The 12865-nt window shown below is 59.7% G+C and carries 11 protein-coding genes; 7 read left to right on the forward strand and 4 right to left on the reverse strand.

Annotated features, from left to right (window positions below):
- From BN1123_RS20740 to yciA, 6 genes are all read left to right on the forward strand, one after another.
- On the forward strand, window positions 1-1164 hold a 1164-nt coding region (locus BN1123_RS20740; protein ID WP_042025581.1), incomplete at its 5' end, for an FAD-dependent oxidoreductase.
- A complete protein-coding gene (nifJ, locus tag BN1123_RS04435; RefSeq protein WP_042025582.1) occupies window positions 1161-4736 on the forward strand; it encodes a pyruvate:ferredoxin (flavodoxin) oxidoreductase in 3576 nt (1191 codons plus the stop codon). The genes BN1123_RS20740 and nifJ, both read left to right, overlap by 4 nt.
- 234 nt (window positions 4737-4970) lie before the next feature.
- Entirely contained in the window at window positions 4971-5408 is a 438-nt protein-coding gene (locus BN1123_RS21260; RefSeq protein ID WP_156130372.1) for a hypothetical protein, read from the forward strand.
- A 365-nt stretch (window positions 5409-5773) separates the two neighbouring features.
- The gene (locus tag BN1123_RS04440; RefSeq protein WP_042025583.1) at window positions 5774-6226 is read left to right on the forward strand and encodes a hypothetical protein; all 453 of its coding nucleotides are present in this window, start codon (window positions 5774-5776) and stop codon (window positions 6224-6226) included.
- Window positions 6227-6488: 262 nt separating this feature from the next.
- Entirely contained in the window at window positions 6489-7352 is an 864-nt protein-coding gene (locus BN1123_RS04445) for an NAD-dependent epimerase/dehydratase family protein (protein ID WP_042025584.1), read from the forward strand.
- A 60-nt stretch (window positions 7353-7412) separates the two neighbouring features.
- Window positions 7413-7817, forward strand: a complete 405-nt coding sequence (gene yciA, locus BN1123_RS04450) for an acyl-CoA thioester hydrolase YciA (protein WP_042025585.1) — start codon at window positions 7413-7415, stop codon at window positions 7815-7817.
- On the opposite strand, the gene BN1123_RS04455 is transcribed toward yciA, so the two are convergent.
- Window positions 7818-8042, reverse strand: coding sequence for a hypothetical protein (locus BN1123_RS04455; RefSeq protein WP_026458683.1), 225 nt, complete (start codon window positions 8040-8042; stop codon window positions 7818-7820).
- A gap of 96 nt (window positions 8043-8138) precedes the next feature.
- Between BN1123_RS04455 and BN1123_RS04460 the strand changes: the two genes are divergently transcribed.
- Window positions 8139-8984 (forward strand): endonuclease/exonuclease/phosphatase family protein, encoded by an 846-nt coding sequence (locus BN1123_RS04460; RefSeq protein WP_042025586.1) that lies wholly within the window; start codon window positions 8139-8141, stop codon window positions 8982-8984.
- A 93-nt stretch (window positions 8985-9077) separates the two neighbouring features.
- Here BN1123_RS04460 and BN1123_RS04465 read toward each other — a convergent pair whose 3' ends face one another.
- From BN1123_RS04465 to BN1123_RS04475, 3 genes are all read right to left on the reverse strand, one after another.
- Window positions 9078-9341 carry a GrxA family glutaredoxin gene (locus BN1123_RS04465; protein WP_026456982.1) on the reverse strand — a complete coding sequence of 88 codons (264 nt, stop codon included), beginning with the start codon at window positions 9339-9341 and terminating at the stop codon, window positions 9078-9080.
- Between the two features lie 217 nt (window positions 9342-9558).
- Window positions 9559-10992: a D-alanyl-D-alanine carboxypeptidase/D-alanyl-D-alanine endopeptidase gene (gene dacB / locus BN1123_RS04470; RefSeq protein ID WP_042025588.1), complete on the reverse strand. Its 1434-nt coding sequence runs from the start codon at window positions 10990-10992 to the stop codon at window positions 9559-9561.
- A gap of 87 nt (window positions 10993-11079) precedes the next feature.
- Entirely contained in the window at window positions 11080-12840 is a 1761-nt protein-coding gene (locus tag BN1123_RS04475; protein ID WP_042025589.1) for a DNA repair helicase RadD, read from the reverse strand.
- Window positions 12841-12865 lie beyond the last annotated feature (25 nt).

Here is a 12865-nt window from a genome sequence, read left to right on the forward strand (position 1 = left end):
ATGCTGCGCTTTGGCATCCCCGCCTATCGATTGCCCCGCGACGTGCTGGATCGGGAGGTGGCCCGCATTCTGGCCGCCGGGGTGACGCTAACCCTCAACCACAAGGTAGAGGATGTGCTGCGCGAGCGTGACGAAGGAGGATTTGACGCCGTCTTTATGGCCATCGGCGCCCATCTGGCCAAGCGGGTAGATATTCCGGCCCGGGAGGCGGGCAAGATCCTCGATGCGGTGAGCTTTCTCGAGCAGGCAAGCCTGGCCGAAGAGCAGGGGCTGCCGCTACCCAAACTGGGGCGCCGGGTGGCCATCTATGGTGGCGGCAACACCGCCATGGATGCGGCCCGCACCGCCCGCCGGCTTGGGGTCGAGGAGGCGATGATCATCTATCGCCGCGACCGGGATCATATGCCGGCCCACGCCTTCGAGGCCGACGAGGCCGAGGAGGAGGGGATCAAGATCAACTGGCTGCGCAGCATTCGCCAGCTCGACAACACCAACATAGAGGTGGAGGTGATGGCGCTGGATGCAGAGGGCAAGCCGGTGCCTACCGGCCAGTTCGAGACTCTGGAAGCGGACTCCCTCATTCTGGCGCTGGGTCAGGAGGTAGATCTTTCCGTGCTGGAGAGCATCCCGGGCGTGCGGGTCAACCGGGATGGGGTGGTGCAGGTTGGCGAAAACCTGATGACCGACGTACCGGGCCTCTTTGCCGGCGGCGACATGGTGCCCTCCGAGCGCACCGTCACCATTGCCACCGGCCATGGCAAGAAGGCGGCGCGCCATATGGATGCCTGGCTGCGGGGGCGCCACTACCAGAAGATGCTCTCCTATCCGCTGGTGGGGCCGGAGCAGTTGCAGCTCTGGTTCCAGACCCATGCGCCCGCCAGCAGCCAGCCGGTGAAACCGACCTGGGCGCGGGACGACTTTGGCGAGATCATCGGCGGGCTGGACGAAACGGCGGCCCGCTACGAGGCGGCGCGCTGCTACTCCTGTGGCAACTGCTTCGAGTGTGACGGCTGTTACGGCAGCTGCCCCGAGCAGGCCATCGAGAAACTGGGGCCGGGCCATGGTTATCGGGTGGATGCCGGGCGCTGCACCGGCTGCGGCGCCTGCCACGACCAGTGTCCCTGCCACGCCATCGAGCTGCGCCAACCACAGGAGTCCCTATGAAACACGAACTGATCATGGTTGACGGCAACGAGGCCGCAGCCCGGGTGGCGTACCAGCTGAGCGAAGTGTGTGCCATCTACCCCATCACCCCGAGCTCGACCATGGCCGAGCTGGCCGATGCCTGGGCGGCGGAGGGGCAGACCAACCTCTGGGGCAACATCCCCACTGTGGTGGAGATGCAGAGCGAAGGGGGGGCGGCCGGTACGGTCCACGGCGCCCTGCAGGCGGGGGCGCTCGCCACCACCTTCACCGCGAGTCAAGGGCTGATGCTGATGCTGCCCAACATGTACAAGATCGCAGGCGAATTGACCTCAGCGGTGTTTCATGTGGCGGCCCGTTCCCTGGCGGCCCAGGGGCTATCTATCTTCGGTGACCATCAGGACGTGATGGCGGCGCGCAGCACCGGTTTTGCCATGCTCGCCTCCGGCTCTGTGCAGGAGGCGCAGGATCTGGCCCTTATCGCTCACAGCGTCACCCTGCAGTGCCGGGTGCCCTTCATCCACTTCTTCGACGGTTTTCGCACCTCCCACGAGGTGAACAAGATAGTCGCCCTGCACCGGGACGAGATCCGCGCCCTTATCGACAACGACTGGGTGCGTGCCCACCGCGCCCGGGCGCTGAACCCGGATCATCCGGTGATGCGTGGCACGGCCCAGAACCCGGATACCTATTTCCAGTCCCGCGAGAGCGTCAACCCCTTCTACGAGGCGGTGCCGGCCCGGGTGCAGCAGTGCATGGAGAGCCTTGGCAAGCTGACCGGCCGCCACTACCAGCTGGTGGAGTATCACGGCGCCCCCGATGCCACCGACGTCATCGTGCTGATGGGCTCGGGGGCGGCCACCGCTCGCACCACGGTGGATTGGCTCAACCGGCAGGATCGCAAGACCGGGGTGCTGGTGGTGCGCCTCTATCGCCCCTTCCCGGTGCAGGCGCTGCTCGATGCCCTACCCGGAAGCGTGCGCCGCATCGCCGTGCTGGATCGCACCAAGGAGCCGGGCGCTGGCGGCGAGCCCCTGCTGCTGGATGTGCAAAGTGCGCTGATTGACGGCTTGCAACGAGGCCTTATCAATCGCCTGCCCTGGCTCAGTGGCGGTCGCTACGGTTTGTCTTCCAAGGAGTTCACCCCCGCCATGTGCGCCGCCGTGTTTGAGGAGCTGGCATCCGATGCGCCGCGCCCGCGCTTTACCGTGGGCATAGTGGATGACGTCTCCGGCCTCAGTCTTGCCTGGCACCCCATCGGCGATCTGGAGCCCGCGAGCCGGGTGCGAGCACTGTTCTTTGGCCTTGGCGCCGATGGCACGGTCGGCGCCAACAAGAACAGCATCAAGATCATCGGCGAGCTGGAGGGCTTCCACGCCCAGGGCTACTTCGTCTACGACTCCAAGAAGTCGGGCTCGCGCACCGTCTCCCACCTGCGCTTTGGCCCCGAGCCCATCGACGCCCCCTGGCTTATCGAGCAGGCGAGCTTTATCGGCTGCCACCAGTGGAGCTTTGTGGAATCGGTGGACTTGCTGGAGCACGCCGCCGAGGGGGCAACCCTGCTGCTTAACGCGCCTTTTGAGGCCGATATGGTGTGGGAGCAGCTGCCCGAGCGGCTGCGCGCCCGCATCCGGGCCCTCAATATCCAGCTCTACTGCATCGACGGGGATAGAGTGGCCGAGCAAAACGGCATGGGCAATCGCATCAACACAGTGATGCAGACCTGCTTCTTCGCCCTGGCCGGCATCTTGCCGCGGGATGAGGCGATCGCGCTCATCAAGGAGAGCATCGAGAAGAGCTATGCCCGCAAGGGGCCCGAGGTGGTGGCGCGCAACTTCGCGGCGGTGGACGATACCCTGGCCCACCTCTACCGGGTGAGCATTCCGGACGGGGAGGACGAGGCGGGTGACTATCCGCTGCCCCTGGCCCCCGGCGGCAGCGAGTTTGTCCAGCGGGTCACAGGCGAGATGCTGGCGGGGCGCGGCGATTTGATCCCCGTCTCCATGCTGCCGGTGGATGGCACTTACCCCACCGCCACCAGTCGCTTCGAGAAGCGGGATATCGCCCGCGAGATCCCTATCTGGCATTCGGATATCTGCATCCAGTGCGGCAACTGTGTCTTCGTCTGCCCCCACGCGGCGCTGCGGGCCAAGTTCTATCACCAGGACTGGCTGGCGAGCGCCCCCGAGGCGGCCCAGTCGGTGCCGGTGACAGCGAGGGGCTTTCCCGACAGCCGCTACACCTTGCAGCTCTATCCGGAGGATTGCACCGGTTGCGGCCAGTGCGTGCAGGCCTGCCCGGTGCGGGCTGGTGCCGATGAAGAGCACGAAGGCGAGCGCGCCATCGTCATGATGGACAAGGCGCCGCATCTGGCTGGCCAGAAGCAGGCACTGCACTGGTTCGAGAGCCTGCCCTGGCCTGCCCGCGAGCGGGTGGATTTTTCCACGGTGCGCGGCGCCCAGTTCCTCGAGCCCCTGTTCGAGTTCTCCGGCGCCTGCGCGGGCTGTGGCGAGACCCCTTACCTCAAGCTGCTGACCCAGCTGTTTGGCGATCGCATGCTGGTGGCCAACGCCACCGGCTGCTCCTCCATCTATGGCGGCAACCTGCCCACTACCCCCTGGGCCAAGAATGACGAGGGCAAGGGGCCGGCCTGGTCGAACTCCCTGTTTGAGGACAACGCCGAGTTTGGCTTTGGTTTCCGCCTCACCGCCGATCAGCACCATGCCCAGGCGGTGGCGGCGCTGCAGGCCATGAAGGGGGAGCTTGGGGAGACGCTGGTCGACACCCTCATCAATGCCCCGCAGCGGCTGGAGTCGGAGATCCGCGCCCAGCGGGGCCGGGTGGCGCAGGTGCGCGAACGACTGGAAGAGGTGAGATCAAGCCGGGCCCAGGAGCTGCTCTCGCTTATCGATCAACTGGTGCGCCGCTCGGTCTGGATCATCGGCGGCGATGGCTGGGCCTATGACATCGGCTCGGCAGGGCTCGATCATGTGCTTGCCTCCGGGCGGGATGTGAACGTGCTGGTGATGGATACCGAGGTCTACTCCAACACCGGCGGCCAGATGTCGAAATCGACGCCGCTCGGTGCCGTCGCCAAGTTTGCGGCGGGGGGCAAGACGCTGGCCAAAAAGGATGTGGCATTGCAGGCCATCTCCTATGGCAACGTCTATGTTGCTCGCATCGCCTTTGGTGCCAACCCGCAGCAGGCGCTGCAGGTCTTGCGCGAGGCAGAGGCCTATCCGGGCCCGTCCCTTATCATCGCCTACAGCCACTGTATCGCTCACGGCATCGATATGGAGCAGGGGCTGACCCAGCAAAAACGCGCCGTGGCTTCCGGTCACTGGCCGCTGATGCGCTACAACCCGGTACTGCGCACTGCAGGGCAGAACCCCTTTAGCCTCGACAGCCTGCGCCCCTCGATTCCGCTTGCCGACTACCGGGCCGGGGAGACCCGTTACCGGGTACTGGCCCAGAGCCACCCGGAGGAAGCGCAGCGGCTGATGCAGGTGGCGCAACAGGTGGCTTGGCAGAAATGGGCCACCTACGAGGAGATGGCCACCCGCGAGGCCAGCCAGTTCCATCCGCCGGTGTGAGGATTGGGTGAGTGAAATATAACCAAGCGGGCCATTGGTCCGCTTTTTATATTGGGAGACATGTGTGTTTTTCGAAGAAAATTACCAATTAAATAGTCTCTATATTGAATGTGCCTATAGTTAAGTCTTGAAAGTAATTAATAATATGTTGAAGTATGAGATACATTCTAGACAAAAATCATTTTTTAATATATTTCTATATGTTTTTGCATGTTAGTATGTTGGAGCACTAAGGTGATGAAATCGGTTTGGCACATAAAAGCATTAAAGGATGATGTATTTAAATTATATGGTGAAGTGCAGTGTAATGCATTAAGTGAGCCCTTGAATTCAATTTTTGAAAATCAAGAGTTCTCTCGTTTTCATTATGCCGAGATACAGCGACACCTTCAAGAACATATGGTAGGAAAAAACTCTGCACATGATTATGTTAGATTAATCCTAACGGAAGATGCTGATGTTTTGAACACAGAACATGAATTTAAATTAGCTTACCGAGCAAATGTATTTGCTTTACTGAAAAATTTACACAGTGCAACTGATTTTTTAGCTCATGTTTTATATTATTCTTTTGGTCTTAACCTTAGAAGTGACACATTAATTAAGTTGGATAAAATAAATCTTTATCGTACAAAAAAAGCCTTGAAAAGGTTGGCGTGCCTGATGCGTTGATGAATCTCTTGATTTTACTGACAGAGCACGAGGATTATATATATCTTCACGATTTAGTGAATCACACGAAACACCGTTCAAATATATTATCCAAACTGACGTATGATGCGAATAAAACCGGTGTAGATATTTATCAGACAACTTTTTTACCTTTTGAAATGCATGATTCTGTTACTGTCAACGAGTTCTTGCACCGTGAATATGATAGGCAAAGTGAACTAGTTGTCCGTATAGGTCAGCAAATTAACCATGCAGTGAGAGGGTCGGTGGAAAAAGTTTAAAGGAGCGCTATTAATGCTGGTTTTTATTCGGATTAGTTGGCATGGTGCTGATTCAATTTGTCCTTATGTGTAAGAGGAGGCTTTATGGTATCTGAGCAGGAAATGGAGTTGTACAGACAGGTCCGCACTTCACAAGATAAATATGTGTATTTTCTTCTAGCTGCTGTTGGGGCAGCTATAGGTTTTGCTATGAATCAGACTCAAGGTATGTCATTAGCTCTCTCTCAGATACCATTGGGGATTAGTGTGTTAACATGGGGGTTAAGTTTTTTCTTTGGTTGTTTTCACTTGGAGTATGCTAGTGCGACACTGTTTACAAACTTTGAAATGTTTAAGATTAAGAATGGAAATCATCCTGCAGTAGGTAGTCATCCACAACTAATTGAAGCTGCATATCAAGGTGCTAGCGCTGCTATGGAAATAAACAATGGTCGTGCAAACCGTTATGGTCAGCTACAATTCATACTTTTTATTGTTGGCGTAATATTCTATATGTCATGGCACATCATAGAAATGTGGCTTCGTGGAAATACCTAGCAACACGCCAAATTTTTCTTAGTGACTTCATATTAAGTCTGACTTTTATCTCTACGGGATAAGGTTTAATGGTTTGGGTGTAATCGAAGAAAAGGTTTTTGAATAACTGATTCTCGATATGGAATCCTACGATGCTGCCCAATATAGCACACTAATATTCCGCCACCTTGGCGGCATTTATCTATCTGCAGGCTAAGGCTTTCTTTTCCCTCCAAGGCAGGTAAGCTGCGGAGCACACAGCGTCAAGCAGGAGAAGGCGATAATGACAGAGCAACATATATCCGGGACGATCGGCATTCTGGGGGCGGGGTGGCTTGGGCTGCCGCTGGCGCGAGCCCTGTTGGCAGCAGGCAAGCAGGTAACCGTGACGGTCAGCAGCGCCGAGAAGTCGGCCCGTCTGCAGGGGGAGGGGATCAATGCCCATCCGCTGACTATCTCGGCCAATATGGCCTCTGCCGACCTGACCTTAGCCGACATGTCCGCGGCTGATATCAAAGGCCAGTGGCCCATTCCCTGCGAGACCCTGGTGATCTGCGTACCCCCCAGCAAGACCGACGACTATCCGCAAGCGGTGGCAAAGGCCTGTCAGCTTGCCAAAGCGCACGGCACCCGGCGAGTGCTGTTTGTCAGTGCCACCTCGGTATGGGGCGCAGGCCAAGCGGAGGGTGAGCAACCCAAGCCGCGTCATGCCCGTGGCGAGCGGATGCTGGCGGCGGAGCAGGCGGTGCAGGCGGCCGGTTTCGAGTGCGTGATGATAGTGCGCCCCTCCGGCCTTTATGGCCCGGATCGCCATCCTGGCCGTTTCCTCGCGGGCAAGACCCTGGAGGGGGGCGCCCAGGCGGTCAATCTGGTGCATCTGGACGATGTGGTGGCCGCCTGCCTGCTGTTGCTTGAGCGGGGCAAGGATGGGGATGCCTACAACCTGAGCGCGCCGGTTCATCCGCGCCGCGAGCAGTTCTATCCCTTTGCCGCGCGCCAGCTGGGGCTGCCCGCGCCGGTGTTTATCGAGCCTGCCGGGGCGTTTTTGCCCATCGACGGGCTGCGCATCTGCGAGCAACTGGGATTCAACTATCGCTGGCCCGATCCGGCCCACTGGTTTGCCGAGCTGGCGGCCCGTGGCAATTGAGGTTTGCCAAGGGGCAGATCGCCCCCTATCATGCCGCCCATCCATGAGAGAGAGGCAGTAATGATGGTAGATACACAACGTCACCCCGATGGGGAGCTGTTGCTGAGAACTCTGGCGATGCCAGCCGATACCAACCCCAATGGCGACATCTTTGGTGGCTGGATCATGTCCCAGATGGATATAGGTGGGGGCATCATGGCCAAGGAGCTGGCAAAGGGACGTATTTGTACCGTATCCGTCGAGGGCATGACCTTTCACAGCCCGGTTAAAGTAGGGGACGTGGTCTGCTGCTACGGCCGCTGCATGAAGATCGGCCGCAGCTCCATGAAGCTCAAGCTGGAGGTGTGGGTCAAGCCGGTGCTGCGTGAAAACGACGCCCAGCGTTACTGCGTGACCGAGGGGGTCTTTACCTACGTCGCCATCGACGAAAACGGCAAATCCCGCCCGGTTCCGGTGAGCGAGTGATCAGAGCAACCGGGCATTGATGATGGATATTTCCTGCTCAAGCCCGGTTTTTTGCCGTATCATGCGTTCCAGCATCTCTTCCGACCCGACGTATTGCAGGGTGTCAAACAGGCAGAGATCGCACTGCGGGTCCCGTCTGATCTGGTAGACGGTGGCAAGTTCCACTTGATGACAATTTCCTTGTTGATCATAAAACGTCACGTTGTACCTGAGTTCTTTCGCCATGGGGGCATCTCCTCCTGGTTGAGCGGAACGGGAACTTATCAGCTTAGTCGGCACTCATGACGTTTGTGATGGTCACAGCACAATGCAAAGTAGCCAATGAAAAATAGTTATCGCATTTTGGGTACCTCTCTGCTGACCCTGGGGTTGGTGGGCTGTTTCGACGTGCCGGATCAGAACCATCTGGTGACCGCGCAAGGAATCGTGCCGGATCTCGATTGCCAGCGCCCGCCATTGGTGGCGCTGGCGACCACGGCGCTGCCGCGTGAATTCGGTATTACCGTATGGAATCTCTACAAGGGACAGCGCAAGAACTGGCGCGAGGGGATGGACCAGTACGCCAAGGGGCAGGATCTGGTGCTCTTGCAAGAGTCGGCGACCCGTCCCGAGATGCTCGACTGGCTGCGCGCCGGCAATTTCCAGTGGCAGCAGTTGCAAGCCTTTACCCAGGGTTCGGTTTCGTTTGGCGTGATGACGGTGGCCAAGACCCCGCAGGCGTTCGTCTGTGGCGTGCGCTCCCCCGAGCCGCTGCTGCGCATCCCCAAATCCGGGCTGGTGAGCCTCTATCCACTACAGGGCGATCCTGACGGCGTGCTGGTGATCAACCTCCATGCGGTCAACTTCGAGCTGGGGATGGCCACCTTCCGCGAGCAGCTCAACGATCTGACCGCCCTGGTGCGCCGCCATCAGGGGCCGGTGATCCTGGCCGGGGACTTCAACACCTGGAGCGACAAGCGCCAGTTCTGGTTAAACAAGCTGGTGGACGAGCTGGGCCTGCAGGAGGCCGTGCCCGTGCCTGACTTGCGCCGCACCGCTTTCGGCCGCCCGCTCGATCACCTCTACTACCGCAATCTGGACCTGGTGGAGGTGAGCTCGCCCGCGACCGATTCCTCCGATCACAATCCCATCATCGCCCGCTTTGCGGCCCAGTCGCTGACCCCCTGATCCGCGATTGCCTCATAAAAAAATCCGGCGCCATTGGCGCCGGATTTTTTATACGCTGCTGGCGGCTTGCCAGCACGGGATGATCCGCAGGAATTACTGGTAGAGGCCCAGATGCTCTTTGGCGTAGGCTTCGAAATCGGTGCAGCCACCGATGTGCTGCTCGTCCAGAAAGATCTGCGGCACGGTATTGACCGGCTTGCCGGCGCTCTTGGCCAGATCTTCCTTGGTGATGCCTTCTGCATGGATATCCACGTAGCGGAATTTGAAATCGTCGCGCTGCTCGACCAGCTGCTCGGCGATCTGCTTGGCACGGACACAATAGGGGCAACCCGGGCGACCAAAAATCACTGCAAACATCTTATCTCTCCGTTATGGGGTCGTTAATTGAGGCTGGGCCCAGCATAGCCTCGCCTCGTGCTGACTTAAAGCTGAAATTGTCGATACCCTGCTGCGAGTGGCTCTATCGGCTCAACCCTGTGTGGCGAGCCATCGAGAAGCGCTTTGGCTCGCCATTTCAAGCAGGCTATGGGTTATCGGGGCAGCCTTACCGCTGCCCCTGTTGTGACTGGGTCTGTTACTGGGCGGCAATCTGGATGGGTTGCTGCTGATAGATGCTCTCCAGCACGCCTTTTTCGAACACGGTCCAGGGCCAGGGCGCCTTGCTGGCACGATAGCGCTCGTGAGTGGCCGGATCCTGCGACAGGCCGCGCTGGAAGATGACGAAGGCCTTGCGCTGGCCACCGGCGGTGTCGATAAAGCCCGCCAGGTTGGAGGTGCCTGTGATGGTGCCCGTCTTGGCATGGACCTTGTTTTTCATCATGGGGGCGGTGACGCTGCGTCGCCAGGCCAGGGTGCCATCGACCTGGGAGCTTGGTAGCAGCTTGATGAAGTCGAGCTCGGCATCATTTTTCTGGATGAAGTTCAGCACCGACAGCATCTGGCGGGCGCTGATGAGATTGTGAGCAGAGAGGCCGGAGCCGTCGGCCAGGGTGGCGTTGCCAAGGTCAATGCCGTGCTTGGTGAGGATGGCGCGCACCGCCATGGTGCCGCTGCGATAGCTGCCCGGCTTGTTGTAGTAGTGGCGGCCAACGGTTTTCAGGAAGGTGTCGGCGTAGAGGTTGTCCGATTTCTTCAGCATCTTGGCCAGCATGATGGGCAGGGAGACCGAGTAGTGGGTCGCCAGGGTCTGGGCACCGACCGGTGCCTTATGGGTGATCCGCAGCAGACCGTCGTGCTTGATGCCGGCCCTGTCCATCGCCCAGCGGATATTGTCCCAGCCCCAGGCTTCCACGTCATGGATGGCAAAACGCAGCCCCTGGGGCTCCTTGTTCGGGGTGATACAGCCCTTGAGCTCATAGAAGTTGCCCTTGGCCATGTCCACCTCCAGAGCGCAGAACTGGCGCGCCATGTCGCCATAGCTCATCACCTCCACGTTGTCGGCACCGACACCGATGGCGACGCCTTTGGCGACATTGCCCACCGCCGGCTTGCCGATCTGGGTGGCGGTGATGGTGGCGTAGGCGCAGTTCTTGTCGATGATGACGGAGGAAACAGGAGCTGCGAAGCAGAGGGTCTGATCCCCCCACGACCAGCCATTGCCGCGCTCGTAGCCGTTGTAGGCGCCGGTATTGACGTAGACATTGCCATTGATGCGGTTGATGCCGAGCTGCTTGAACAGGGCCAGCAGATCCATTTTCGACAGGGTGGGGTCGCCGACGAAGTTGATCCAGATATCGCCGTTGATGGCGTTGCCCTGCTTGGCACCGGGCTCGGCCTGGATGTCGGTGGCGAAGCGGAAGTCGGCACCCAGCTCCAGGCGGGCGGCCAGGGCGGTCAGCACCTTCATGGTAGAGGCGGGGGCAATCATGTCATCCGCGTTGCGGGCAAACTCAATGCCGTTGTTGCCCTGCACTATGATGGCGTACTGGCCACCCTTGGGCGGGGTGAGCGGGGTGGCGTGAACCGCCATGGAAACGAGGGCGCAAAAACCAATCAACAGCCGCAGCATAGGATCCTCAAACTTGATGAAGGGCGTCGGCAGTGGAGTACCGACTCTGATAATCGACGATGTTCATCTGCCGACCGGCGCTCGTCCTCAATAGAGGGCGTTGGCAGTTCGATACCGGCCGTCATAATCAAAAATTTTCTCTTTCACCTGCCAAAACCGTCCTGACTTGCGAGCGATGACGAAATCCGGGTGACGGAACTGGCCGGATGCGGCCAGCACGCTCTCCAGGGTGGCAAATTCGGGCTCCAGCCCCGGGGCGGGCCAATGATGACGCACAAAGCGCTGTTGAAACAAGCGCCGCGCGCCGACGGAGTGAAAAGCGAAGTATTCGCAGAGGGTAAGGCCATCCTCGTCGTGATAGGTCACCTCCAGCCGCTCCCCCTGTTTGCCACGGCCAGCGGCCAGGGTGAGGCCGGCGCAGCGGATCACCATGCAGTCCTTGAGATTGAGCGCTTCTTTAAGCTTGTCGTCCGGATCCACCAGCAGCTGATCGCAGCTCTGGCAGCGGCGGGCGGCGATGTCGTTCTCAGCCCCGCAGGCGGGGCAGATCTTGGCACGAAAGCGGTAGTCACACTCCTCGCGGTGGCCCTCGTCATCTTCAAACAACCCCTGACAGCGGCGGCCGTAGTGCTCTATGACCTTGCCATCTTCGTCAGTCTTGCCCCAGAAGGTGTTGGCAAAGCCGCAGGCGGGGCAGGGCACCTGCACTGGCTCGGTGCCGGCGTGGGGCCTGGGCTCCCCCACCTCGGGGGCAAACAGGTTGAAGTTGTTGCCGGCATAATCGAGCACCAGACAATCGGTTTTGCCCGGTGACAGGCGTAGGCCGCGCCCCACTATCTGCTGGTAGAGCGACACCGACTCGGTGGGTCTGAGCATCACGATAAGATCGACATGGGGGGCGTCAAAGCCGGTGGTGAGCACCGCCACGTTGACCAGAAACTTGAGTTCGCGGGCCTTGAACGCGCTGATAAGGGCATCGCGTTCCGGCCCCGGGGTTTCGCCGGTGATCAGGGCCGCTTTCTCTCCTTTGGCTCCGAGCAGGCCGTGAATTTCCCGGGCGTGTTCGACGGTGGCGGCGAAGATCATCACCCCCTGGCGCTCGGCGGCATACTCCAGTACCTGGCTCAGAATATGGGGGGTGACCCGCTCCTGACGCTTGAGCTCGCCGTTGAGATCCGCCTCGCTGAACAGGCCGTTTTCCCGCGGTACCAGCTTGCTGAAGTCGTAGTGGACTATGGGGGCATCAATCAGGCGCGGTGGGGTCAGGTAGCCGTTTTTCACCATGAAACGCAGGGGCAGCTCGAACACGCAGTCGCCAAACAGCCGATCACCGTGGCTGCGCACCATGCCGTGGTAGTGACGCCGGTAAATCCAGCCAAGGCCGAGCCGGTAGGGGGTGGCGGTGAGACCCAGGATCTTGAGCGCCGGATTGGCGGCCTTGAGATGGTCGATCACCTGATGGTACTGGCTCTCGTCATCCAGCGACACCCGGTGGCACTCGTCGATGATAAGCAGGGAAAACGCCCCATCAAACGCATCCAGATTGCGCGCCACCGACTGCACCGAGCCGAACACCACCTGGGCGCTGGCTTCCTTGCGAGACAGTCCGGCGGCGAAGATGTCGGCCTTGAGCCCCCAGGCCTCGTACTTGGCGTGGTTCTGCTCCACCAGCTCCTTGACGTGAGCCAGCACCAGCACCCGGCCGCGGGCTTTTCGCGCCAGTTCGGCGATCACAAGACTCTTGCCGGCCCCGGTGGGCAGCACGATGACGGCGGGATCCGGATGTTTGCGAAAGTGGCTGATGACGGCGTTGACGGCGTCGGTTTGATAGGGTCTGAGAACGAACATGGGGAGACTGGCTGCTGCAAGATGG

Source organism: Aeromonas enteropelogenes, from assembly GCF_000819845.1.
Lineage (GTDB): Bacteria > Pseudomonadota > Gammaproteobacteria > Enterobacterales > Aeromonadaceae > Aeromonas > Aeromonas enteropelogenes.

Coding starts and splice junctions, on each gene's coding strand:
- nifJ (WP_042025582.1), top strand. CDS start 1,161: ATGAAACACGAACTGATCATGGTTGACGGCAACGAGGCCGCAGCCCGG.
- BN1123_RS04440 (WP_042025583.1), top strand. CDS start 5,774: ATGGTATCTGAGCAGGAAATGGAGTTGTACAGACAGGTCCGCACTTCA.
- BN1123_RS04445 (WP_042025584.1), top strand. CDS start 6,489: ATGACAGAGCAACATATATCCGGGACGATCGGCATTCTGGGGGCGGGG.
- yciA (WP_042025585.1), top strand. CDS start 7,413: ATGATGGTAGATACACAACGTCACCCCGATGGGGAGCTGTTGCTGAGA.
- BN1123_RS04455 (WP_026458683.1), bottom strand. CDS start 8,042: ATGGCGAAAGAACTCAGGTACAACGTGACGTTTTATGATCAACAAGGA.
- BN1123_RS04460 (WP_042025586.1), top strand. CDS start 8,139: ATGAAAAATAGTTATCGCATTTTGGGTACCTCTCTGCTGACCCTGGGG.
- BN1123_RS04465 (WP_026456982.1), bottom strand. CDS start 9,341: ATGTTTGCAGTGATTTTTGGTCGCCCGGGTTGCCCCTATTGTGTCCGT.
- dacB (WP_042025588.1), bottom strand. CDS start 10,992: ATGCTGCGGCTGTTGATTGGTTTTTGCGCCCTCGTTTCCATGGCGGTT.
- BN1123_RS04475 (WP_042025589.1), bottom strand. CDS start 12,840: ATGTTCGTTCTCAGACCCTATCAAACCGACGCCGTCAACGCCGTCATC.